This is a genomic window from Salinicola lusitanus, from assembly GCF_038648475.1.
Classification (GTDB): domain Bacteria; phylum Pseudomonadota; class Gammaproteobacteria; order Pseudomonadales; family Halomonadaceae; genus Salinicola; species Salinicola lusitanus.
Window position 1 is genome coordinate 616,032 of record NZ_CP151919.1, and the last position, 22,893, is coordinate 638,924.

Genomic DNA, 22,893 nt, shown 5'->3' on the forward strand with positions numbered 1-22,893 from the left:
CATGACCCCAAACGCAGACGACGCCCTTTCACCCTCGGCCCTGGCCGCCGACACGCTACTGCTGCTCCCCGAGAAGCTGCTCATGGCAGGCGAGGTCTCGAGCGACAAGGGCGTGCTGGTCATCGACGGGCGTTTCGCCGAGATCGACCAGGCCGCCGCGCTGATCTCTCGCCACCCGACGCTGGAAGCGATTCCCCTGCCGGGCAAACTCCTGATGCCGGGGTTCATCGACACCCATCACCACCTGACCCAGTCGCTGGGCAAGTCGCTGGTGTTCGGCGAGCCCTCGGAGATCTTCAAGCGCGTCTGGGTGCCGCTGGAAGGCAGTCTGGACGAACGCGCGCTTCACCTCTCCGCCAAACTGGCGGCACTGGAGGCGCTGCGCGGCGGATTCACCACCGCCGTCGATGCCGGAACGCGGGCCACGGTGGCGCTGGACGTCATTGCCGCCGCGGCCCACCAGACCGGACTCCGCTGTGTTCTCGGCGCCATCTGCAACGATCGTGGGCAGGAAGCCGAAGCCGCCGCGATTCTGCACCGGGCCGAACGCCATCTGGCGCGCTGGGAGCACGACCCGCTGATCACTCCGTCGCTGGCGATCTCGATTCCCGAAGCCGCCAGCGACACGATGCTGCACGACGTGGCCCAGCTATGCCGGGAGAGCGGTCGCATCTTCCAGACCCACGTCAACGAACACCTGCAAGCCGTCGAACGGTCGCTGGTCAGTCGCGGCGAGCGGCCCCTCGGGCATCTCGACGCGGCAGGCGCCCTGGGGCCGCAAACGCTGATCGCCCACGCTACCCTGGTCACGCCACATGAACTCAACCGGCTGAAAGACACCGATACGGCAGTCGCCTTCAACCCGGTCGCCAGCAGTTGGAAAGGCAACGCCGTGGCGCCGGCGCTGCAGATGGCCGCCCTCGGTATCCGCTTTGGCCTGGGCACGGACGGCACACGCAGCGATGCCTTCCGGCTCATGGATGCCGCCGAGACCAGCCAGCGGCTGACCGCCGGCATCGCTCACGGCGACAGTTCCTGTGGCGGCGGCTGGCTCTGGCTCGATAGCGCGACCCACCGGGCCGCCGATGCCGTCGGCCTCGGCAGCCTCACGGGCGATATTGCGCCGGGCCTGGCGGCCGACTTTCTGCTGGTGGATCTCGAGGTGCCGGAGCTCACCCCGTCATGGGATCTGCCGTGGGAACTGGTGCGCTACGGCAATCGCGATCAGATCGAGGCGGTATTCACGCAGGGGCGACTCAGGCTGTGGAAAGGATGGCCGGTCGACTGGGACGCCAGGGCCATGCTGCGGGAGATCGACGAGATCGCCGACGGCGCCGTCGCCCGCGCGCCTATCCAGCGCATTCACCCTGTCGCCAGCGAACACCGGTCCCGTTTCGGGCCTCGGTAACCATGAGCGATATCGTACTCTATCTGGTACTGGCGCTGGCAACGGCGCTGGCGGCCTTCGTTCAGGGCGCCATCGGTATCGGATTCGCGCTGATCGTCGCTCCGATACTTGGCCTGAGCCACCCGGAGCTGATGCCCACTGCGCTGCTGATGCTGATGCTGCCGCTCAACCTGTTCGTCGCTCTGCGGGAACGGCGGTCGATCGACTGGCGCGGCGCCGGGTGGATCACGCTGGGGCGTCTGCCGGGCACGCTGGCGGGGCTCGGCGTCCTGCTCGTCATGAGCCGTGGCGGACTCAATCTCCTGATCGGCCTCTCCACCGTCGTCGCCGTTCTCGTTGCCTGGTGGGCGCCGGCCTTCTCGCCCCGACGCGGCAGTTGCATGACCGTGGGCACCATCACCGGCGTGACCGAGACCGCTACCGGCGTGGGCGGCCCACCGCTGGCACTGCTCTACCAGCATCGGCCAGGGCCGGAGTTGCGAGCCACCATCGCGGCCTGCTTTCTGCTCGGCGAGCTCATCTCGCTTCTGAGCCTGGCGATAGCCGGCCAGCTCGAGATGGTCCAGTGGCTATGGGCACTGGCACTGCTGCCGCCGCTGCTGCTCGGGAGCGCCGCCAGCCGCCTGCTGCATCAGCGACTCGACGCCCTCCGGCTAAGACAGGGCGTACTGCTGTTCGCGCTCATTTCCGGCCTGGTACTGATGATCCCGTTCTGAGACGAATGCCTGGCTGCGGGATTCTCTTCCCCGGTCGCCCCAGGGTGTATGAACTGGCCTTTTCCTCGAGCCTGCCGTATGTTTTTCGCCACATACCGAGACCCGCTTCAAGGATGAATGACATGTTCGATGCAAAGAAGAAGCTCGCCTGGCAGCTGGCGCTCGCCGCGAGCAGTGTCGCCGTCAGCTCGGCGGCCCTCGCCGCCCAGCCCGAATGGGAAGGTACCGTCGGCGCCGGAGCGATCTACAGCCCGGACTACCTGGGTAGCGACGACTACGAATGGAATGCCTGGCCGTCGCTGGACGCCACCTATGGCGATACGTTCTTCGTCAGTGCCACCGACGGCATCGGCTGGAACGTGATCAGGCAGGACAACTGGCGGGTCGCGCCCTTCATCGGCTACACCTTCGGCCGCGACGACACCGGCGATATCGATGATCTCGACCAGGTCGATGGTGGCGCTACCGCCGGGCTGCGCGTCAGCTACCTCGACGACGCCTGGCGCTACAGTGCCGCCGCCGAGACGCCCTTCAGCGGTGATATCGATGGCTATCGGGTCAAATTCAAGGCGACGTATGTCACCAAGCTCGGCGAACGCATGGCCTTCACCATCGGGCCACGTTTCGAGTACACCAGCGCCGACTGGACCGAGGACATGTTCGGCGTCTCGAACCGCGAGAGCGCACGCTCCGGTATCAAGGCGTATGACCCGGATAACGGCTACTTCGCCATCGGCGGCGATGCCTCACTCAGCTACTACCTCACCCGGCAGTGGTCCGTCACCGGCCTGGTCGGCGTGGCACGCCTCACCGGCGACGCCGAGGATAGCCCGATCGTCGACGACCTCGGCGACGCCACCCAGTGGCGCGCGGGGGCCTTCATCAACTACCACTTCTGACATCGCCAGGGGCGTGCGCCGCCCATCGGCAAAAACGCCCGCCCCGGATGACCGGAGCAGGCGTTTTCGTTTTCCCACGGACAGCGCTGGGGGTGATGCCAAAAGTCGGCGAGCGACGTCCGTTCTCGTACCCAGCCTAGCGACGCTTCAACTCGGCACCGAACTCCAGCATGCGATTCAGCGGTACCAGCGCCTGGCGCGCGATCTCGGGATCGACGTGAATCTCCTGGCCACAGCCGTTAGCATCCGCCAGCACCGCCAGGGTGTTCTCGAGGCCGTTCATCGCCATCCACGGGCAGTTGGCGCAGCTTCTGCAGGTGGCGCCATTGCCCGCCGTGGGCGCGGCCATGAAGGTTCTGTCCGGCATCAGCTGCTGCATCTTGTAGAAGATGCCGCGATCGGTGGCGACGATGAAGCTGGGGTTGTCGAGCTTCTGGGCCGCACCGATCAGCTGCGAGGTGGAGCCGACCACATCGGCGATCTCCACCACCGAGGCCGGTGACTCCGGGTGCACGAGCACCGCGGCCTGCGGATGCAGCGCCTTGAGATCGAGAATCCCCTTGGCCTTGAACTCATCGTGGACGATGCACTCTCCCTCCCAGCAGAGCACGTCGGCCCCGGTTCTCTCCCGCACATAGTTGCCCAGATGGCGATCCGGCGCCCACAGGATCTTTTCGCCCTGCCGGTCGAGGTGATCGATCAGCTCCACCGCGATCGACGAGGTCACCACCCAGTCGGCACGCGCCTTCACCGCCGCCGAGGTGTTGGCGTAGACCACCACGGTGCGCTCCGGATGCTGGTCGCAGAAGGCGGAGAAGGCGTCCGCCGGACAGCCGATGTCCAGCGAGCAGGTCGCCTCCAGCGTGGGCATGAACACCCGCTTTTCCGGGCTCAGGATCTTGGCGGTCTCGCCCATGAAACGCACCCCGGCGACGATCAGCGTGGTCGCCGGGTGATCCTTGCCGAAGCGGGCCATCTCCAGCGAGTCGGCGACGCAGCCACCGGTCGCCTCCGCCAGCGCCTGGATCTCGGGGTCGGTGTAGTAGTGCGCGACCAGCACCGCGTTACGCGCCTTCAACTGCGCCGCGATGCGCGCCCGATAGTGCGCCTTGGCGCCCTCGTCGAGCACCGGCTGCGCCTGGCCCGCCAGATGCTCGCGAACGCGATCCCGCTCCCGTTCCGCCATCGCTTCGTCTCCGTCAGTCCTGCAGCCACTCGGTGTGGAAGGTCCCTTCGCGATCGACACGCTTGTAGGTGTGAGCGCCGAAGAAGTCGCGCTGGGCCTGAATCAGGTTGGCCGGCAGTTTCTCGCTGCGGTAGCTGTCGTAGTAGGCGATCGCCGAGGAGAAGGTCGGCACCGGGATACCGTTCTGCACGGCATGAGCGATCACGTCCCGCAGCGCCTGCTGATAGTTGCCGGCGATATCGCCGAAGTACGGCGCCATCAGCAGGTTCTTGAGCTCGGGATTCTCCTGGTAGGCGTCGGTGATCTTCTGCAGGAAGCGCGCGCGGATGATGCAGCCGGCGCGGAACAGCTTGGCCACTTCACCGTAGTTCAGGTCCCAGCCATGCTCGTCGGAAGCGGCGCGCATCTGGGCGAAGCCCTGGGCGTAGGAGGCGATCTTGCTGAAGAAGAGCGCCTTGCGCACCTTCTCGATGAACTCCTGCCTGTCACCTTCGAGCGGCGTCTCCTCGGGGCCCTTGAGCACCTTGGACGCCTCGACGCGCTCATCCTTCAGCGCCGAGATGAAACGCGCGAAGACCGACTCGGTGATCAGCGGCAGCGGCACGCCGAGATCGAGCGCGCTCTTGCTGGTCCACTTGCCGGTGCCCTTCTGCCCCGCCGAGTCGAGGATGATGTCGACCACGTCGTGATCGCTCTGGTCATCCTTCTTGGTGAAGATCTTGGCGGTGATATCGATCAGGTAGCTGTCGAGCTCACCCTCGTTCCAGTCGCTGAACACCTCCGCCAGCTCGGCATTCGACAGCCCCAGCGAGCCCTTGAGGATCGCGTAGGCTTCGCTGATCAGCTGCATGTCGCCATATTCGATGCCGTTGTGGACCATCTTGACGTAGTGGCCGGCGCCATCCGGACCGACATAGGCCACGCAGGGCTCGCCGTCGTCGGCGCGGGCGGCGATCTTCTCGAGGATCGGCGCCACCATGTCGTAGGCTTCCTTCTGCCCGCCCGGCATGATCGACGGCCCTTTCAGCGCGCCCTCCTCGCCACCGGAGACGCCGGTGCCGATGAAGTTGAAGCCCGCCTCGGAGAGCTCCTTGTTGCGGCGGATGGTGTCCTCGAACGGGGTATTGCCGCCGTCGATCAGGATATCGCCCTGGTCGAGATGCGGCGTCAGCGACGCGATCGTCTTGTCGGTGGCATCGCCGGCCTTGACCATCAGCAGGATGCGCCGCGGGGTCTCCAGCGACGCCACGAACTCCTCGACGCTGTAGAACGGGACCAGCTTGCTGTCGGGGTTCTCCTGCATCACTTCATCGGTCTTCTCTCGCGAGCGGTTGAAGATCGATACCGTGTAGTCGCGGCTTTCGATGTTGAGCGCCAGATTCCGGCCCATGACGGCCATGCCGACGACACCGATTTGCTGTTTGGCCATTACCTTGTGCTCCTTGCGAAAATAAAGCCGTCACGCGGCGATAACGATGACAGTAGTGTAAGCCACAGAGGCGAATCATCCGAATCGCCTATGATTTTCCGATTTCACGCTGCGAAGTGGGAAGCGCTGAAGACGCCGTTGGATCGAGCTGAAAAGTCGGCGAGCAAAGCTCAAACAAGGCAAAAAATGGCGAAAGTCCGGAGTTTACAGGGTGTAAATGAGGAGCTTGAGTCATTTTTTAACGCCGTGTGAGCGAGCGCAGCCAGTTTTCAGCCGAGCCTAGTGGGCTTCGTCCCAGTTCACCCCACTATTGGCGTCGACGATCAGCGGGACATTGAGTTCGGCCGCATTCTGCATCCGGCCCCGGATCGCGACGAGGAAGTCGTCGACCTGACTCTGCTCGACCTCGAACACCAGTTCGTCATGCACCTGCATCACCATCCAGGCGTCGAACTCGGCCTGGCCCTGGGCCGGGTTGAGCCAGTGGTGCACGTCGATCATGGCGAGCTTGATGATGTCCGCCGCGGTGCCCTGCATCGGCGCGTTGATCGCGGTGCGCTCGGCGGCCTGGCGGCGGGCGTGATTCTGGGCCTTAATCTCCGGCAGGTAGAGCCGGCGGCCGAACACGGTCTCGACGAAGCCATCCTCGCCGGCCTGGGCGCGAATATTGTCCATGAACCTGGCCACGCCCGGGTAGCGGTCGAAGTAGCGATCGATGTAGACCTTGGCCTGCTTGGCCTCGATATGCAGCTGCCGGGAGAGCCCCCAGGCACTCATGCCGTAGATCAGGCCGAAGTTGATCGCCTTGGCGCTGCGCCGCTGATCCGCGGTGACCTTCTCCAGCGCCACGCCGAAGACCTCGGCGGCGGTGGCGGCGTGGATGTCGCGGTCGTTGGCGAAGGCATCGAGTAGACCCTTGTCATCGGAGAGGTGCGCCATGATCCGCAGCTCGATCTGCGAGTAGTCGGCGGCGACGATCCGATAGCCATCGCGGGCGACGAACGCCTGGCGGATCTTGCGGCCCTCCTCGGTACGAATCGGGATGTTCTGCAGGTTGGGGTCGGAGGAGGAGAGCCGCCCGGTGGCGGTGACGGCCTGATGGTAGCTGGTATGCAGCCGGTTGGTCGCCGGGTTGACCAGCCGCGGCAGCTTGTCGGTGTAGGTCGACTTGAGCTTGGTCATGCCGCGATGGGCCATGATCAGCTTGGGCAGCGGATAGTCCAGCGCCAGCTCCTCGAGCACCGCCTCGGCGGTACTCGGCGCGCCCTTGGGGGTCTTCTTGATCACCGGGATCTTCTGCTCCTCGAACAGGATCTCGGCGAGCTGCTTGGGCGAGCCCAGGTTGAACTCCCGGCCAGCGAGTTCGAAGGCCTCGGTCTCCAGTTCGCGAATCCGCCCCTCGAGCGCCTGGCTCTGGGTGTGCAGGCGCGTGGCATCCAGCGCCACGCCGTTGCGCTCCATGTGCGACAGCACCGGAATCAGCGGCCGCTCGAGGGTATCCAGCACCTCGGCGAGGCGGCCGGCATCTTCCACCTTCGGACGCAGTTCGCGATGCAGACGCAGGGTGATGTCGACGTCTTCACAGGCGTAGGGCACGGCTTCTTCGAGGGCGATCTGGTTGAAGGTGAGCTGCTTGGCCCCCTTGCCGGCGATCTGCTCGAAACTGATGGTCTTCTCGCCGAGATACTTCAGCGCCAGCGAGTCCATGTCGTGGCGTGTCGCCGTGGAGTTGAGCACGTAGGACTCGAGCATGGTGTCGTCCAACGCGCCAGCGACGCGAATCTCGTAGTTCGCCAGCACCGAGATGTCGTACTTGAGGTTCTGGCCGATCTTGCCGATCTTCGGATCCTCCAGCAGCGGTTTGAGCGCCGCCAGCACGCCGTCGCGTTCGAGCTGCGCGGGCGCATCGAGATAGTCGTGGCCGACGGGAATGTAGGCCGCTTTACCCGGCTCCAGCGCCAGGCCGATACCGACGATCGCGGCTTCCATGTAGTTGAGGCTGGTGGTCTCGAGATCGAAACAGAACGTCTCGCTGGCCTTCAGCCGCTCGAGCCAGCTGTCGAAGGCGGCCTGGGTCAGCACCGTTTCGTCTTCCCGGCTGGAGGTGGCAAGCGCGGCGTCTTCCTCGATCTCGCCACTGGCCGCCTCGCCGAGCTTCGCCCGGCTGCCGCTCTGGACGTCATCGACGCCTTCGTCCTTGCCCTCGAGCAGCTCGGTCAGCCAGTTCTTGAACTCGAGCCGCTGATAGAGCGACTTCAGCGCCTCGCGATCCGGCTCGGCCAGATGCAGGTCGTCGAGCCCGACCGGCAACTCGCAGTCGGTCTTGATCGTGGCCAGCTCGTAGGAGAGGTAGGCTTGCTCACGATTCTCTTCCAGCTTCTTCGGCATGGTCTTGGCGCCGCGAAAACTCAGCGTGGTGACGCGCTCGAGATCGGCGTAGATCGCGTCCAGACCACCCCCGATGCCCTGGAGCAACCCCAGCGCGGTCTTCTCGCCGACCCCGGGCACCCCCGGGATGTTGTCGACCTTGTCGCCCATCAGCGCCAGGTAGTCGATGATCAGCTCGGGCGGGATGCCGAACTTGGCCTCCACCCCGGCGACGTCGAGGGTCTCGCCCTTCATGGTGTTGACCAGCGTGATGTGCTGGTTGACCAGCTGGGCCATATCCTTGTCGCCGGTGGAGATCACCGCATCGCGACCACGATCCGTCGCCAGCCGCGCCAGCGTGCCGATCACGTCGTCCGCCTCCACGCCCTCGATGCACAGCAGCGGCAGGCCGAGCGCCCGGACGCAGTCGTGCAGCGGCTCGACCTGCGGGCGCAGGTCGTCCGGCATCGGTGGCCGGTGCGCCTTGTACTCGGCGAAGATCTCGTCGCGGAAGGTCTTGCCCTTGGCATCGAACACCACCGCCATGGGGCTCTGCGGATACTGCTTGATCAGGCTCTTGAGCATCGCCAGCACGCCGCGAACGGCGCCAGTGGGCTGCCCATCGGACGTGGAAAGTGGCGGCAGCGCGTGAAAGGCGCGATAGAGATAGGACGATCCGTCGACGAGGACGATGGGGGCATCTGCCATGAGCTGCATGATCCGTGGCTGGCTTTCGATGGACTCATGATACGCAAGCCTCGGCTCGGCGTCAGGGCGTTCGCCCCCCCCCTGCGCCAGTGGGGTGGAAAGCGATACACTGGGTTCATCCATATCCCCGGGAGCCTGTGCTCCAAGACCCGCGAAGGAGTCCGCCATGTCACGATGGCCGCGAATGACCTCAGGATCGCAAACGACGGCGCCGCTGGCGAGCCTGCTGATGGCGCTGCTGATCGCCGGGTCGGCGCTGCCCGCGCTGGCACAGCCCGCGGAGCAGCCCAGCATCACATCGCAGCAGGACGGCCAGCGCACGATCGACGAGTACCGCGTCAACGGCAAGCTCTACGCGATCCGCATCGTGCCCGCCAGCGGCAAGCCCTACTTCCTCTACGACGACAACGGCGATGGCGACTTCACCCGCATCGAGGCACCCAGCGTTGCGGTACCGGCGTGGGTCGGACAGGAGTGATGCCGGCGACGAACCGCGGACGTTCCAGCCCGAGGCGCCAGCGGTTCAGCACGCTCACCGGTCGGCGCCCGATAGCCGGTAGGAGAGCGCTCCGCGAGCCGCTACAATGCGCGCTGGCTTTTTTACCCTGACGACCGAGACCCCATGGCCGTATTCACTCCCTTGAGCGACGAACAGGTCGCCGATTTCCTCGAACGCTACACCGTCGGCCGCCTGCAGACGCTCAAGGGCGTGCCGCACGGTACCGAGAACAGCACCTTCTTCGTCACCACCGACCAGGGCGAGTGGGTGCTGACGCTGTTCGAGCAGGGGGAGTTCGAGGATCTGCCGTTCTTCGTCGATCTGCTGGACTATCTGGCCGCGCAGCAGTTGCCGGTGCCGGGGCCGGTCCACGATCGCGACGGTGTCGCCCTGCAGCGCCTGGCCGGCCGGCCCGCCCTGCTGTTCCCGCGCATGCCGGGCAGCCACCCCAGCGCCCCGAACCTGGCCCAGTGTGCCGCACTCGGCGATGCTCTGGGCCGGATGCACCAGGCCTCGCAGCGTTTCACCGGCCAGCGCACCAATCCGCGCGACCTCGACTGGTTGACACGGCGCCATCGCGAGGTGCTGCCGTTTCTGTCCGACGACGATCAGGCCCTGATGCGTCGCGAGATAGCCGATTACGCCAACGCCTTCGGCGGCGTCGAGCTGCCACGCGGCGCCATCCATGGCGACCTGTTCCGCGACAACACGCTCTACGAGGGCGACCGGCTCGGCGGCATCATCGACTTCTACAACGGCTGCACCGGGGAGCTGCTGTTCGATCTGGCGATCGTGATCAACGACTGGGCCAGTGACGCCGATGGCAGCCTGAACGTCGCGCGCCATGACGCGATTCTGGCACCTTACCTGAAACATCGACCGCTCTCCGACAGCGAGCGCGAACTGTGGCCGACCATGCTGCGGATGACGGCACTGCGCTACTGGCTGTCGCGGCTGCTGGTGATCCACGTGGACCCGCCGGCCCACGACATCACGCCCCATGACCCGGCGCGCTTCCGCACGCTGCTGGGCAGGCGGCTCGAGGCCGCGCCCCCCGAACTCCCCGACGCCATCGACTGAGCTGCCGGACGGACGTACGACGTCAACCACTGCACCTATGGCGACTTTCGACTAGCTTTTCCCTGACATCGGGGGTCGTGATCGTCATAATGCGCGCGAAAATGCGTTCCCGGCCCACCGTCATCGTTTACGCCGGGTGTCCACCGCCGGTCGATCGGAGAGCGTCATGAAGCATTCTTCCCCCGCCGCCAAGGCCCGCCGTACCTACAACATCGATCAATGGGGCAGCGGCTATTTCGATGTCGACGACCAGGGCCGCACGCTGGTCCGGCCGCTGGGCAGCGAAACCCCCGGGCCGACGCTGGTACTCGACGCGCTGGTCGACCGCCTGCGCGAGGCCGGATTGCGCCTGCCGGTGCTGGTGAGATTCATCGATATCCTCCACGACCGCGTCGAGCAGCTCTGCATGGCCTTCGACCGGGCGATGAAGGAGGAGGATTACCAGAGCAGCTATACCGCGGTCTATCCGATCAAGGTCAACCAGCAGCGGCGCGTGGTCGAGGAGATTCTCGCCACCCAGGAGCGTGGCCATGGTCGGGTCGGCCTGGAAGCGGGCAGCAAGCCGGAGCTGATGGCGGTACTGGCGCTGTCCGGCGACGAGGGCTCGTCGCTGATCGTCTGCAACGGCTACAAGGATCGCGAGTACATCCGCCTGGCGCTGATGGGGGAAAAGCTCGGCCACAAGGTCTACCTGGTGGTCGAGAAATACTCCGAGTTGAGCCTGATCCTGGAAGAGGCCGAGAAGCTCAAGGTCAAGCCGCGTATCGGCCTGCGCGCCCGGCTCTCCTCCGTGGGCAAAGGCAAGTGGCAGGATACCGGCGGCGAGAAGTCCAAGTTCGGCCTCACCGCCAGCCAGTTGCTGGCGATCACCGAACGGGTCCGTGACGCGGGCGCGCTGGACAGCCTGCAGTTGGTGCACTTCCACCTCGGCTCGCAGATCGCCAACATTCGCGATATCCAGCGCGGCCTGCGCGAGTGCGCCCGGTTCTATCACAGCCTGCGCGAACTTGGCGCGCCGATCGACACGGTCGATGTCGGCGGCGGCCTCGGCGTGGACTACGAGGGCACCCGCTCCCAGAGCTTCTGCTCGATCAACTACTCGATGCAGGAGTACGCCACCAACGTGGTGTGGGCCTTCCGCCAGATCTGCGAAACCCACAACCTGCCGCACCCCCAGTTGATCTCCGAATCCGGCCGGGCGCTGACCGCGCACCACGCGGTGCTGGTCACCAACGTGATCGGCGAGGAGCGGCTAGGACACATCGAGCCGGAGCGCCGGGTCGAGGGCGACGCCCATGTGGCCGAACTGTGGCGCGTCTATGACCGTCTCGAAGGCATGCGCGAGCCGCGGGATCTGGTCGAGGCCTATCACGATGTGGTCCAGGCGGTGGGGGAACTGCAGGATCGCTTCGTGCTGGGGCTGGCCAATATGCAGGCCCGGGCCGAGGGGGAGTCGGTCTACTTCGCCGCTTGTCAGCGCCTCCATCAGCGCCTCGACAGCCGCAACCGCGCCCACCGGGAGATCGCCGACGAGCTGGCCGAGAAACTCGCCGACAAGCTGTTCGCCAACTTCTCGCTGTTCCAGTCGTTGCCGGATGTCTGGGGGATCGACCAGGTGTTCCCGGTGCTGCCGTTGACCGGCCTGGATCGCGAGCCGACACGTCGTGGCGTAATCCAGGACATCACCTGTGACTCCGATGGCCGCATCGATCTCTACGTCGACGGCCAGGGGCTCGAGACCACCCTGCCGCTGCCCGAGTGGGACGACGACGACGACAAGCTGCTCGGCCTGTTCCTGGTCGGCGCCTATCAGGAGATACTCGGCGACCTGCACAACCTGTTCGGCGATACCGACTCGGTGGACGTGGCGCTGGATGCCAACGGCGAGTGGCGGCTATCGCACGTCCAGCAGGGCGACGCGGTCGCGGACGTGCTCGGCTACGTCAACTTCGATGCCGAGGCGCTCAAGCGGAAACTCACCGAGCAACTGATCGCCAGCCCGCTCACCGTCGAGGAGCGCGAGCTGTTCGTGAGCGAGCTGTCGGAAGGTCTCAGCGGCTATACCTATCTGGAGTGACGGGCCGCGAGCGCAAGATGGTCTCCGGCAAAAGAAGAGCGCCAGCGGTATTCACCGCTGGCGCTCTTCGTAGCCCGTAGCCCGTAGCCCGTAGCCCGTGGCCCGTGGCCCGTAATGGCCTTATCGCGTACGCGTGCCCACATCCAGGCCCAGCGACAGCGACAGCCCGAGAACGGCATCGCGCGGGAGCTGGCCGACGCCGGAAGGCGTGCCGGTCAGGATCACGTCGCCCGGCTCGAGAGTGAAGGTCTGGGTCATCTCTTCGATCAACGCCGGCATGTCGAACAGCATGTCGCTGGTCCTGCCGCTCTGCTGGCGCTCGCCGTTGATATCGAGATGGAACGTGATCGCGCCCCAGTCGATCTCGCCCTCCACCGGTACGAAACGCGAGATCGGGCAGGCGCCGTCGAAGGCCTTGGCCCGCTCCCAGGGGTGCCCCTTTTCCTTGAGCCGCGACTGCACGTCGCGCAATGTCAGATCCAGCGCCAGGCCGACCCCGGCCACGCCGCTCATTGCCTCTTCCGCGCTGACTTGACTCAGGCGTTTACCGATCAGCAGCGCCAGTTCGGTCTCGAAATGCACCTCGCCGTGGCTGAACTGTCTCTCGATCGGCTCTTCCAGTTCGACGGCACTGGTCGGGGGCTTGATGAACAGGATCGGCGAGGTGGGAACCGGGTTGTTGAGCTCCTTGGCGTGTTCCGCGTAGTTGCGCCCCACGCAGAGAATCTTGCCCAGCGGCAGGCCGGTCTCGAGACCGTCGACGAATCGGGTGGTAAAAGGCATGTCGAACTCCAAAGTCATGACGATGAACGTGACCGACCGTTCGACGACTCGACGTTCGCGTCGAAACGGCAACCTCCAGACACAAGAAGCCGCCGCTGGCGGCAACTCATCGAGTCTACCTCCAACGGCGGCTTATTGGCATCACGCCAGCCCGGGCCTGAGTATTGAGCGAAAAGCTCGAGGCCACGGGACGGCGATCACCACTGCTTCAGTGGGTACCCTGCTGCGGCGTCCACACTTCGTCCGGCTGGTGGGCCAGGAACGAGGGCCGCTGTTTCCTGGCGCCGAACGGCTGGACACAGGCGTTGTCGCGACGGTTGTAGACGAAGAATGCATTGCTGCGCGGATCCGGTGACATGTTGGCATTGGAGCCGTGCAGCGTGTTGCAGTCGAAAAGCAGCAACCCGCCAGCGGCACCGGTCGGCGCCTCGATACCACGCGCCTTGATCAACTCACGCAGCGCATCGTTGCTCGGTACCCCGAGCTCCTGCTGTTTCAACGACTGCTTGTGGTTGTCATCCGGCGTTTCACCGAGGCAGTGCACGAATACCTTGTGCGAGCCAGGGATCAGCATCAACGGGCCGTTGAAATGATGGTTGTCCGTCAGCACGATGGAAGCGCTGACGGCATGCATCTCCGGCATGCCATCTTCGGCGTGCCAGGTCTCGAAGTCCGAGTGCCAGTTGAAACCCTTGCCGTGGAAGCCGGGCTTGTAGTTGATCCGCGACTGATGCACATAGACATCGCCACCGACGATCTGTCGGGCACGGCCCACCATGCGCTCGTCTTCCGCCAGCTCGGCAAATCGCCGGGACAGGTGGTGGACGGCGAACAGCGAGCGAATCTCGTGACTCTGCGGTTCCGTGATCGAGAAGTCCCGGTCTCGGAAGTCGTCACGATCCAGCATGGAGGCCAGCTCGGCGCGCAGGGCGTCGAGTTCCGCCTGGCCCAGAAAGTTGGGTTCGAACAGGAAACCGTCACGCTCGAAGCGATCCAGTTGTTCGCCGTTCAGCGGGCCATCGAGATGGCGCCCCTTAACGACGTCTTCCTGACGCTGTTGCCAGAGCGCGTCCTGCGGCTGGCGCAAGCGTGTCGGATAGCGATCCTGCTTCGTCCACGTGGCGTTTCGGTTTTTGGGGGATGCGGTCTGTACTGACATCCAATCACCTCCAAGTTTGTGATCAGGGTTCAGATCCAGTCCTAGGTGCGAAGCGCTATACGAAATGAAGCGCCGCACGACACTTGATTAGGAAAGGGTCAAAGGATCCTCAGTTGTCTTTCAGTGGGATAACCATCCTAGAAAAGAGCCAAGGAATTTCAACCTGCGAGGCTCTCGTCCAGAGACGTCACGGTGACACTCACCGATCACGCGCTCGATAACGTAAATCAAGTAATCCTGAATTACCCTGCCACCGCAGCGGGCGGAGGCAAAGACGCCACGGGGCATTCATCACCACGTCATACGCAGCCACCAGACTACGCCCCACGAAGCGACGATGATCCAACCTTCACCCGCTCCAGAGGTGCGCCATGATTCGCGTCACGCTCGATCTCACCTGCTCGATCTGCGACCACGACCAGTTCCATCTCCCGGTGCGAGCCGACGAGAGACAACAGGTCCGGTGCGCCAACTGTACGGCGTTCAAGTGTTACTCCGCGGATCTGGAGAAAGCGATGATCACCCTGGCTCGCGAGCGTCAACGACGTTCCGAGCAGCAGCGGGTCAACGCCGCATGACAGCGGTGCGTCTTTACCCGGCAGGGAATCCAGGCGCTTACTGCGCCTCGAGATAAGCCAGTGAAAAGCGAGCGCCGCGACGATCAGTCCGATTCCGGGACTCTGCGCGCAGTCTCGTCGGGAAGGTCAACCCGGGGCGATCGGGATACCGGCAGTTGCCGGGCCGTGGGCTCCCAGTCGTGGTAGGGCCGCATCGGCTTGACGACCTGGTCGCGATAGAAGGAAACGAAGGGCTCCGCGATCAATGGCGGGTCGGCCTTGGGCACATCCCCGAAGCGACAGCGGAAGTTGGCACACGCCAGGGAAGCCTCGGGATTCGCCTCCGCGCTACCACTGGCCATGGCGCCAGGACTCGAGCCCAGCCCAGCGCCCGTCACACAGATGACCGTCAGTAAGCATCCAAGCGTTCTCATGGCATTCTCGCTTCGAGCTGGAATCGCGACGAAAACCCCGATTGTAGAGAGAGCCTCGCTCCGCTGCCGCCTGAAAGGCGTCATACTCGGAGCGCGAAAAGCGTGAGTCATCGCTAAGCGATCACCACCCCTCCGCCAGGGCAACGGGTAGCGGGTAGCGGGTAGCGGGTAGCGGGTAGCGGGTAGCGGGTAGCGGGTAGCGACGATGCCTTGCAAGGCGGTCGATCAACATCGCTGTCAACAGCATCGGCGGGCAGCCGGTCGCGACCGGGAGCGGGCTTGCGACCACCCCATCTCATGGCGTTCGGCGTGGCCGATCACCGCGATGAGAGCGGTGGTGCCATCCGGCGGATATAGGGCGCGAACGCGAAGCACGGCTTGACGCCCCCCACACGGGGTGAACATCAAGCCGCTTACTTCAGCGTGTCGCTCAGACGCGAATCAGCTCGGCAATGGCGCTGGCATCCGGCAAGTCGGTGACCGACCAGGCGGTACGGATCAAATTATCCTGCGCTTCCGGGGAGAGTACGCCATTGCAGCAGGAGCGGACTTTGCCCTCCAGTTCCGCATCGGTCAGGGGGTTTTCTGGCCCACCCCGATAGCGCTCATCGGCCCAGCCCGAGATTTCGTGGCCGTCCTTCAGTTGGATCGTGATGCGCGAGCGCATCTTGTCGAAGCCCTGGCCCTCGATTTCTGCGTCAAACTCGGTACGAATGCGCCGTTGCATATCCTGCATGGCCTGGGAAGCCACGAACGCATCCGAGAACTCACGCTTACCGGCCTGACGGTCCAAGGCGATCATGGCCAGAGCGGCCGGCAACGAGAACTTGGCCTGCAGGTGGTTGGCCGCGACCGGATAACGGATCGGGTTGAGAATGTTGCTCCCCGCATGGACGGTGACCTGTTCGATATTGTCCGGGGCGACATCGCCTTCGGTGACAAGCCGCAACATCAGGTCGATGGTCGGGTGAGTCAGCACGCCGCAAGGATAAGGCTTGATCGAGACGCCCGGTTCGATGATGGTCCAGACCCTGCCGAAACCCTGTTGCAGTTTTTCGGCGCTCACCCCCCCACCCTGTACGGCCATGAATCCCCAAGGGCCATCGAGCGCATCAGGATCGGCCGTGAAGCCCCGCTCCGCCAACAGCGCCGCGGTCACTCCATTTTCCGACGCGCGCCCGACGTGGAGCGGTTTGGTCATGGTGCCGAAGTTGCAACGGATACCGGCGGCCAGGCTGGCGGCGATGCCGAAGCCATGGCGTAGCTTGTCGCCGCTCAGTCCTATCAACTTGGCAGCACTGGCGAAAGCACCGAAGGTTCCGACGGTACCGCTGGAGTGCATGCCCCGCATATAGTGCTGCGGCAACATCCATTCGGAAATCTTGCACTCGACCTCGAAACCGGTGAGGAACGCTTCCATGAAGCGAGTTCCTGTCACGCCACCCAGCTTCTGGCTCATTACCAGGGTCGCGGTCAGCGATGGAATGGTCGGGTGAGTGAGCAGACCGTAGATATGGTCCGGATCCTTGCTAACCTGGCTGTCGTCCCAGTCATGGGCATGTCCGGCCGTACCGATCACGCGCGCTGCCATTGCCGCTGGCACCTTGACCTCGCCCTTGCTGAGCAGGTAGGCATCGGCACGCCCCTGGGTATCTTCCGCTTCGTCAGCGAGCAGGCGCACCGTCTGCTCTTCGGAACCCGCCACGAAGAGCCCCAGCCCGTCGAGCAGACAACGCGTCCCGATGCGCACCACCTCCTCGGGTATATCACTGAATCGGACACCTTCGATGAAGGCCACGGCTTCTGCCGTGATGTGCGTTTGTTCAGGCATTTTAGCGAATACGTTATTGGCAACTGACATGGATGACTCCTTTCTTCGAATGATGAAAGACGCGAAGTCCCCCGTAGGGAGGGACCGAGCGAATCGGTGCATGAGAGGGCTAGCCGAAGTAACGACCGCCGTTGAGGTGGAAGGTCTGCCCGGTGATGTAGCGCGCCTGCGGCCCGGCCAGAAAGCCGACGGTCGAGGCAACTTCGTCAGGTCGCCCCAGGCGAGCGGCGGATACGCTCGCCCCCTGGAGGTGCGGTGGCGGCGAGCCGGCTGCTCGCTGCGTCTCGATCTGGCCCGGCACGACACAGTTCGCGGTGATACCGCGTCCCGCCAGTTCCACCGCCAGCGCCCGCGTCAGCCCGACGACGCCCATCTTCGAGGCGATGACGTTGGCCCGCTCCGCCGCGCCGACATGCGCACTCAGTCCACCGAAGGTGATGATCGAAGCCTCGCGGGATTCGCCCAGCAGCGATAAAGCCGCATGAACGGTATAGAAGGCGCCGTCGAGATTGACGCCCATCACCTCGCGCCAGTCTTGCGGCGTAATTCGTTCGAGGGGCTTGTGCGGGCGAACCGCCGCGCAGCAGACCAAGCAATCCAGCCTGCCGAAGCGGTGATCGAGTTGCGCCACGGCGGCCCTGATCGAGCCGGGATTTGCCACATCGGCAACGACACCCAACGCTTGCTGGCCCGCCGCCTCGATGGCGGCCATGGTCGACTGCATGGACTCGCCGTCTGCCCTGGCTACGATCGCGACATCGGCACCCTGGCGGGCCAGTTCGATCGCCACCGATCGGCCGATGTTACGGCTACCTCCCGTCACCAAGGCGACCTTGCCCGCCAATGCTCTGTCCGCAGACATCACTTGGCCCCCTTGCTGGCAGCAGAACGAGGGCGACGAAAGCGTCGCAGCCAACCGAAAACAGGCTGATAGAAGAGACTGAAGGCGGCCAGCAGGAAGAAGCCGATAGCGATCGGACGATCCAGGAAACGCCAGGCATCGTGATCGAAGATGATCATGGACTGAGCCAGCGAGTTCTCGACCAGCGAACCGAGCACGACCCCCATGATGATTGGCGCGGCACCGAAGCCGTAGCGCTTGAGCCAGAAGCCAGCGAAGCCTGCGATCAGCATGATCATGACGTCGACCATGCTTTGGTTGACGCCATACGCTCCAACCACGCACAGCGCGAACACCGTCGGCCACAGGAAAGTCCGTGGGATCAGGGAAATACGCGAGAACAGCCTGGCGCCCACCAATCCGAATACCAGAAACACGACGTTGGCCAAGAACATGGCGGCAAAGATCGAGTACAGCAGATCCGGCTGATTCTCGAACAGATAGGCCCCCGGGCGGATGCCATGAATCTGGAGCCCGCCGAGGATAACGGCCGCCGTGGCCGAGCCGGGAATGCCAAGCGCCAGTGTCGGTACCATCGAACCACCCGTGGCGGCGTTGTTGGCAGCTTCCGGGCCCGCGATCCCTTCTATCTCTCCGGTGCCGAACTTGTCGCCGTTCTTGGACCACCGCCGCGCCTCGTTATAGCCGATCATCGCGGCCATGGTGCTGCCTTCGGCGGGCAGGATACCGATGAAGGTACCGATACCCGATGAGCGAAGAATCGTCGGCCAGACCCGCTTGAAATCGGTAACGGATGGCAACTTGATGGCATTGAGCGAGATACGCTCCAGTACCTTGTCGCGGACATTGGCCTGGGCTAGCAGTTCGGCAATCGCGAATAGGCCGATCAGGATCGGAATGAAGCTGATGCCTTCGTAGAGTTCGGGGACGCCGAAGGTGAAGCGCTCCACCCCGGTGGTCAGATCGACCCCCACGGTCGCGATCAGCAGCCCGAACGCCCCGCCGATCAGGTTCTTGACCGGAGACTTGCCGCTGATGGATGCCAACATCGAGAGGCCGAACACCGCTAGCGCGAAATATTCCGGCGGCCCGAAAGAGTGGGAAATCCGGGCCAGCGCCGGCGCCGCCAGCACCATTACGATCAACGACAATATCCCACCGATGACGCTGGCGACGGCGGCCATGCCAAGCGCCCGGCCCGCCTCTCCTCGCTGGGCCATGGGATAGCCGTCGAACGCCGTCGCCGCCGCCGGTGGCGCGCCCGGCGCGTTGATGAGAATGGCCGTGATCGAGCCGCCGAAGGTCCCTGCGCAATACAGCGCAGCGAGCATCGAGATGGCGGGAACCGGGTCGAGATAGATCGTGAATGGCAGCAGCAGCGCCACCGCCATGGAGGAGCTGAGGCCCGGCAAAGCACCCACCAGTACCCCGACGATAGTCCCCAACAGAATGACCGCCAGCGACATCGGATCGATAAGAATGCTAAATCCCGTCAGTATGTGTTCCATAAACGTTCCCGTTACTCAGGACAGCCAGGGTGAGAGGATTCCCTGCGGCAGCCGAAGCTGCAGCGCATAAGTGAAAAGCAGATAGATCATTACCGGTGTGCAGACGGCGTAGATCACGATCCGTCCCAGACGGCGCTCACCCCATAGCAGTGGGATCAGCAGGCAGGTCAGCGCCATGGTCAATGTCAGGCCGAGAATCTCGAACAGCAGAAATGCAGCCAGCAGCAGCCCGGCCGTTACCCACATGCGCCAGGAAATGACCGGCTTGTCCTCCTCGACGTGGCCATATCCCTGATAGAGCATCACCAGGGTCAGCACCGCCATCACCCCCAGAATCAGACGTGGCATGGCGGTGGCCTGCATGCCTTGGGCAAAGAGGGCCGGCACCGTCGAGAAGGTCGTGGTTATCCAGTAAAGCGCGACGACCATGACCAGGAGTACGACTCCCGGCAGGAGATCTCTCCAGCGGCTCAACATGGTGGAAACTCCGAGTTGGAACAGAGGAATTGGCCGAGGCCGGTAAGTCAGAAGCGAGCCGAGGCCGATGGATCACCGAGCCAGGCCCAGGTCCTGCATCGTCTCCTGGCCAGCCTTGTACATCCGACGGATCTGGCTGTCCCAGTCAGCGGCGTCCTCGATACTGGTTTCGTCGAGTCCGATGCCTTTCAGGTAGTTCTGGTAGCGGTCGCTCTCCATTCCCTCGAGCATCGCCTTTTCCAGAATTTCCTGGCGAGCCTTGGGCGTACTCTTCAGCACCACGTAGCCGCGGACGGTGGAGAACGAGATATCCAGACCTTTTTCGCTAAGCGTTGGTACGTCCGGTAGCGCCTTCATACGATCGTCGGCCATGACGGCAAGAGGACGGAAATCGCCGGCGGCGATCTGATCCCGAGTTTCGGAAATATTGAGCCCCGCTGCGTCGATGTCGCCCCGGGATAGAGCGGCGGCGAATTCGGCGCCACTATCGAAGGGCACGAAAGAGACCTTCATCCCTGCCGCCTTGGCGAAGCTCATGGCGGCAATGTGATCGACTCCTCCGATCTGGGTACCACCCCACTTGATCACGCCGGCCCTCCCCGCCTCGATGAGATCGTGAATGGACTCGTACCGGCTGTCTCCGCGAACCATGACGATGATCGGATCATCGGTAGCGCGCGCCAGGCCCTGGATATCGTCGATATCGAGTGGCGAATTCCCGCGCAGCATGGTGAAGAGGTGCGTGGGCGTGATCGCCATGACCGTATAGCCATCGGCGGGCTTGCTCTTGACGTAACTCATGGCAACCGAGCCGCCACCGCCTTTCTTGTTCTGGACGTAGACGTTGGTACCCAGTTGCGCTTGGGTCGCCAATGCCACGATTCTCGCCGTGGTGTCGGTTCCGCCCCCCGGAGAGGTGTGAACGACGATCTCGATCGGCTCGGAAGGGAAGTCGTCGGCTCCCGACGTAGCGCTAAACGCGAGAGCGGCTGTGGCCAGACTTGTCATCAACAAGCCTGACTTCATCCAATGGCGCATCGTTATTCTCCCGTTATGTACTTGTTGGGCATCGCTCATCGAGCAACTGTAAACTGTTAACAGTTTACGATAGACAGACTATTCGACCGTTCGGCCCTTCTGTACTAGACAATGGTCTAGCCAGGGGGGTTAGGGTCGTAGTCGAGAGGAGGAAGTCGGGCTGGGAGCATTCGCCGCATCAGCGACAGCGCCAGGCACGCCGAAACTCGAGACGTGAGGCAGTCGCGCAGATGTGGGCCTGTGGCAACGCGGGGGCGACATCGATGATCGCCACCAGGGAACGTTCGGATTGAACGGCGGTAAGCCAGCCAAGCGGCCTGCAGGAAAAGCGGTTAGCGCGAAAAGCCAATTGAAGACGCGGCGACGACAGGAACCAAGGGGATAGCAGCTTATGACTCCTCGAGGGTGCCAACCATTCGCTGCCAGCCGCAAATGACATGCTGACGCAAGGCTTCGGCCGCCTCGGAGCCATTGCGCCGGCGTAAAGCTTCGACGATTTTCACATGTTCCTCGTTCGAGGCCCGGAGGTTGCCATGCTGCAGGAGCCCGCGACGCCGGAAGAGATGCAACTGCTTGACGATATCACCGTAATAACGTTCCAGCGCCGGATTATCGGCGTTGGCCACCATCGTGTTATGGAATTCCAGATTGAGGTTGTAGTACGTGCTCAGGTCGTCTTCCTCGACGGCTCGCGCCATACGCTCGACCAGGCGCTGCAACTCGTCGAGCGTCTCATCGCTCGCCCGTTCGACAAGCAGCTCGCCCACCAATGCCGTCAATGCTCGCCTCACCTCGTAGAGAGCACGAGCCTCTTCAAGACTCATCTCACGGACATAGGCCCCTTGATTGGCCACGTTACGGATCAGACCGGCGTTTTCGAGACCCCGACAGGCCTCTCGAATCGGACCCCGACTGATATTGAAGCGTGCCGCCAGTGCACTCTCGTTGATGCGGTCACCCGAAGATAGCTCGCCAGAGATGATCATGTTCTCGATCGCTTCACGGACGATCGATGTCAGCGTGCTCGATCGGCGCTGACCAATCTGATCCATGGTGGTATCCAAGGCTATTCCCTCATCTGTGGCGTGGCACGCCAAAGTGTAAACTGTCGACGATATCCAGTCCATCGACGTCGAACCTCATTGACAGTGCCAGCATTCGAGCTCTATGGCCCTTCCCTCGGCACCATTGGAGCCCCCCCGCCGTGGCTATCCGCCGTCTCGCAAGATCGATCAACGTCTCATGATCACCATCGCGCTCCTCGGCGGAGAGTGCTTCGACACGAATGTACGGTCACGGAACATCGAGCCCTACGAAAGTATCTGAAATTTCTTTCGCTCCAGGACTACACTTTCTTTGTTTCTTGTCGTTAACTTATGTTAATTCGGCAGTAACAGCGGCCGTAGGTCAGTTTCCAGGGGCGACCATGAACGACATCCTCTCGGAAACGACCAAAGATCGATTTCTGGTTGCTTCCCTGCGGCCGCTTCGACCCGGCATGGCAAACGGTCCTCCCTGACGGTTTTCCATCGCCGGGTTTCTTTTGACCGCTCCTCTCTCCCCGCAGATGACAGCCCTGGACACTCACCGGAGCAGACAGCCAGACCCGCTCATCGATTTCAGACAGCACCTAGCGCTGCCGAGTGTAACGGCGAATCGAACACCCGGATAATTTGAATAAGTATCTTACTGTTTTTATTAATTAATTTGTTATGTAACTTTTGTTTTCATTTTACCTATCCCCTTTCTGCCACATAACGGCCACAATGTTTCCCATGCACTGCTCGGACGGAAAAGATCCCGTCCAGTTGCAACTGGGTTCATGGTCACAGTTCGCAGGGAGCAGCATCTTCAGGCCCGTAAGCAAGTCATCAT

The 22,893-nt window shown here is 63.4% G+C and carries 20 protein-coding genes; 7 read left to right on the forward strand and 13 right to left on the reverse strand.

The features are described 5' to 3' along the window. The first annotated feature begins 1 nt into the window (after position 1). The 3 genes from AAGT95_RS02770 to AAGT95_RS02780 all read left to right on the forward strand — a co-directional run bounded on the left by AAGT95_RS02770 (position 2) and on the right by AAGT95_RS02780 (position 3,023). Positions 2-1,408 carry an amidohydrolase family protein gene (locus AAGT95_RS02770; RefSeq protein WP_342595448.1) on the forward strand — a complete coding sequence of 469 codons (1,407 nt, stop codon included), beginning with the start codon at positions 2-4 and terminating at the stop codon, positions 1,406-1,408. A 2-nt stretch (positions 1,409-1,410) separates the two neighbouring features. Further along, entirely contained in the window at positions 1,411-2,124 is a 714-nt protein-coding gene (locus AAGT95_RS02775) for a sulfite exporter TauE/SafE family protein (RefSeq protein ID WP_342595449.1), read from the forward strand. 122 nt (positions 2,125-2,246) lie between these two features. Beyond that, a complete protein-coding gene (locus tag AAGT95_RS02780) occupies positions 2,247-3,023 on the forward strand; it encodes a MipA/OmpV family protein (RefSeq protein WP_342595450.1) in 777 nt (258 codons plus the stop codon). Between the two features lie 136 nt (positions 3,024-3,159). Here the strand turns inward: AAGT95_RS02780 and nadA are convergent, their stop codons facing one another. The 3 genes from nadA to polA form a co-directional block, all read right to left on the reverse strand. After that, entirely contained in the window at positions 3,160-4,209 is a 1,050-nt protein-coding gene (gene nadA, locus AAGT95_RS02785; RefSeq protein ID WP_342595451.1) for a quinolinate synthase NadA, read from the reverse strand. 13 nt (positions 4,210-4,222) lie between these two features. Beyond that, on the reverse strand, positions 4,223-5,638 hold the full coding sequence (gene gndA / locus AAGT95_RS02790) for an NADP-dependent phosphogluconate dehydrogenase (RefSeq protein ID WP_342595452.1): 1,416 nt from the start codon (positions 5,636-5,638) through the stop codon (positions 4,223-4,225). A gap of 279 nt (positions 5,639-5,917) precedes the next feature. Continuing rightward, positions 5,918-8,713, reverse strand: coding sequence for a DNA polymerase I (gene polA / locus AAGT95_RS02795; protein WP_342595453.1), 2,796 nt, complete (start codon positions 8,711-8,713; stop codon positions 5,918-5,920). Between the two features lie 166 nt (positions 8,714-8,879). On the opposite strand from polA, the gene AAGT95_RS02800 reads away from it, so the two are divergent. The 3 genes from AAGT95_RS02800 to speA all read left to right on the forward strand — a co-directional run bounded on the left by AAGT95_RS02800 (position 8,880) and on the right by speA (position 12,369). Next, complete coding sequence (locus AAGT95_RS02800) at positions 8,880-9,191, forward strand: DUF2782 domain-containing protein (RefSeq protein WP_342595454.1); 312 nt, start codon at positions 8,880-8,882, stop codon at positions 9,189-9,191. Positions 9,192-9,335: 144 nt separating this feature from the next. Continuing rightward, positions 9,336-10,292, forward strand: coding sequence for a homoserine kinase (locus AAGT95_RS02805; RefSeq protein WP_342595455.1), 957 nt, complete (start codon positions 9,336-9,338; stop codon positions 10,290-10,292). Positions 10,293-10,458: 166 nt separating this feature from the next. Next, complete coding sequence (gene speA, locus AAGT95_RS02810; protein WP_110598099.1) at positions 10,459-12,369, forward strand: biosynthetic arginine decarboxylase; 1,911 nt, start codon at positions 10,459-10,461, stop codon at positions 12,367-12,369. A 120-nt stretch (positions 12,370-12,489) separates the two neighbouring features. On the opposite strand, the gene AAGT95_RS02815 is transcribed toward speA, so the two are convergent. Then, positions 12,490-13,152 carry a fumarylacetoacetate hydrolase family protein gene (locus AAGT95_RS02815; protein WP_342595456.1) on the reverse strand — a complete coding sequence of 221 codons (663 nt, stop codon included), beginning with the start codon at positions 13,150-13,152 and terminating at the stop codon, positions 12,490-12,492. A 208-nt stretch (positions 13,153-13,360) separates the two neighbouring features. Then, positions 13,361-14,311: an ectoine hydroxylase gene (gene thpD, locus AAGT95_RS02820; RefSeq protein ID WP_110598100.1), complete on the reverse strand. Its 951-nt coding sequence runs from the start codon at positions 14,309-14,311 to the stop codon at positions 13,361-13,363. A 371-nt stretch (positions 14,312-14,682) separates the two neighbouring features. Here thpD and AAGT95_RS02825 point away from each other — a divergent pair, with 371 nt between their 5' ends. Further along, entirely contained in the window at positions 14,683-14,889 is a 207-nt protein-coding gene (locus AAGT95_RS02825; RefSeq protein ID WP_342595457.1) for a hypothetical protein, read from the forward strand. Positions 14,890-14,972: 83 nt separating this feature from the next. Here AAGT95_RS02825 and AAGT95_RS02830 read toward each other — a convergent pair whose 3' ends face one another. The 8 genes from AAGT95_RS02830 to AAGT95_RS02865 form a co-directional block, all read right to left on the reverse strand. After that, the gene (locus tag AAGT95_RS02830; protein ID WP_342595458.1) at positions 14,973-15,230 is read right to left on the reverse strand and encodes a hypothetical protein; all 258 of its coding nucleotides are present in this window, start codon (positions 15,228-15,230) and stop codon (positions 14,973-14,975) included. A 193-nt stretch (positions 15,231-15,423) separates the two neighbouring features. Beyond that, positions 15,424-15,591 carry a hypothetical protein gene (locus AAGT95_RS02835; RefSeq protein WP_342595459.1) on the reverse strand — a complete coding sequence of 56 codons (168 nt, stop codon included), beginning with the start codon at positions 15,589-15,591 and terminating at the stop codon, positions 15,424-15,426. Between the two features lie 141 nt (positions 15,592-15,732). Then, a complete protein-coding gene (locus AAGT95_RS02840) occupies positions 15,733-17,235 on the reverse strand; it encodes an MmgE/PrpD family protein (RefSeq protein WP_342595460.1) in 1,503 nt (500 codons plus the stop codon). 7 nt (positions 17,236-17,242) lie between these two features. Beyond that, positions 17,243-17,995 (reverse strand): SDR family NAD(P)-dependent oxidoreductase, encoded by a 753-nt coding sequence (locus tag AAGT95_RS02845; protein ID WP_342595461.1) that lies wholly within the window; start codon positions 17,993-17,995, stop codon positions 17,243-17,245. Further along, positions 17,995-19,503, reverse strand: a complete 1,509-nt coding sequence (locus AAGT95_RS02850; protein ID WP_342595462.1) for a tripartite tricarboxylate transporter permease — start codon at positions 19,501-19,503, stop codon at positions 17,995-17,997. Before AAGT95_RS02850 ends, AAGT95_RS02845 begins: the two co-directional genes overlap by 1 nt. 15 nt (positions 19,504-19,518) lie before the next feature. Continuing rightward, positions 19,519-19,980 (reverse strand): tripartite tricarboxylate transporter TctB family protein, encoded by a 462-nt coding sequence (locus AAGT95_RS02855; RefSeq protein ID WP_081919249.1) that lies wholly within the window; start codon positions 19,978-19,980, stop codon positions 19,519-19,521. Positions 19,981-20,052: 72 nt separating this feature from the next. Next, positions 20,053-21,018, reverse strand: a complete 966-nt coding sequence (locus AAGT95_RS02860; RefSeq protein ID WP_342595463.1) for a tripartite tricarboxylate transporter substrate binding protein — start codon at positions 21,016-21,018, stop codon at positions 20,053-20,055. Between the two features lie 389 nt (positions 21,019-21,407). After that, positions 21,408-22,145, reverse strand: coding sequence for a GntR family transcriptional regulator (locus tag AAGT95_RS02865; protein WP_342595464.1), 738 nt, complete (start codon positions 22,143-22,145; stop codon positions 21,408-21,410). Between the last annotated feature and the right edge of the window lie 748 nt (positions 22,146-22,893).

Excerpts from the sequence above, each read along its gene's own strand:
- AAGT95_RS02770 (WP_342595448.1), top strand. The coding sequence starts at position 2 with ATGACCCCAAACGCAGACGACGCCCTTTCACCCTCGGCCCTGGCCGCC.
- AAGT95_RS02775 (WP_342595449.1), top strand. The coding sequence starts at position 1,411 with ATGAGCGATATCGTACTCTATCTGGTACTGGCGCTGGCAACGGCGCTG.
- AAGT95_RS02780 (WP_342595450.1), top strand. The coding sequence starts at position 2,247 with ATGTTCGATGCAAAGAAGAAGCTCGCCTGGCAGCTGGCGCTCGCCGCG.
- nadA (WP_342595451.1), bottom strand. The coding sequence starts at position 4,209 with ATGGCGGAACGGGAGCGGGATCGCGTTCGCGAGCATCTGGCGGGCCAG.
- gndA (WP_342595452.1), bottom strand. The coding sequence starts at position 5,638 with ATGGCCAAACAGCAAATCGGTGTCGTCGGCATGGCCGTCATGGGCCGG.
- polA (WP_342595453.1), bottom strand. The coding sequence starts at position 8,713 with ATGGCAGATGCCCCCATCGTCCTCGTCGACGGATCGTCCTATCTCTAT.
- AAGT95_RS02800 (WP_342595454.1), top strand. The coding sequence starts at position 8,880 with ATGTCACGATGGCCGCGAATGACCTCAGGATCGCAAACGACGGCGCCG.
- AAGT95_RS02805 (WP_342595455.1), top strand. The coding sequence starts at position 9,336 with ATGGCCGTATTCACTCCCTTGAGCGACGAACAGGTCGCCGATTTCCTC.
- speA (WP_110598099.1), top strand. The coding sequence starts at position 10,459 with ATGAAGCATTCTTCCCCCGCCGCCAAGGCCCGCCGTACCTACAACATC.
- AAGT95_RS02815 (WP_342595456.1), bottom strand. The coding sequence starts at position 13,152 with ATGCCTTTTACCACCCGATTCGTCGACGGTCTCGAGACCGGCCTGCCG.
- thpD (WP_110598100.1), bottom strand. The coding sequence starts at position 14,311 with ATGTCAGTACAGACCGCATCCCCCAAAAACCGAAACGCCACGTGGACG.
- AAGT95_RS02825 (WP_342595457.1), top strand. The coding sequence starts at position 14,683 with ATGATTCGCGTCACGCTCGATCTCACCTGCTCGATCTGCGACCACGAC.
- AAGT95_RS02830 (WP_342595458.1), bottom strand. The coding sequence starts at position 15,230 with ATGGCCAGTGGTAGCGCGGAGGCGAATCCCGAGGCTTCCCTGGCGTGT.
- AAGT95_RS02840 (WP_342595460.1), bottom strand. The coding sequence starts at position 17,235 with ATGCACCGATTCGCTCGGTCCCTCCCTACGGGGGACTTCGCGTCTTTC.
- AAGT95_RS02845 (WP_342595461.1), bottom strand. The coding sequence starts at position 17,995 with ATGTCTGCGGACAGAGCATTGGCGGGCAAGGTCGCCTTGGTGACGGGA.
- AAGT95_RS02850 (WP_342595462.1), bottom strand. The coding sequence starts at position 19,503 with ATGGAACACATACTGACGGGATTTAGCATTCTTATCGATCCGATGTCG.
- AAGT95_RS02855 (WP_081919249.1), bottom strand. The coding sequence starts at position 19,980 with ATGTTGAGCCGCTGGAGAGATCTCCTGCCGGGAGTCGTACTCCTGGTC.
- AAGT95_RS02860 (WP_342595463.1), bottom strand. The coding sequence starts at position 21,018 with ATGCGCCATTGGATGAAGTCAGGCTTGTTGATGACAAGTCTGGCCACA.
- AAGT95_RS02865 (WP_342595464.1), bottom strand. The coding sequence starts at position 22,145 with ATGGACTGGATATCGTCGACAGTTTACACTTTGGCGTGCCACGCCACA.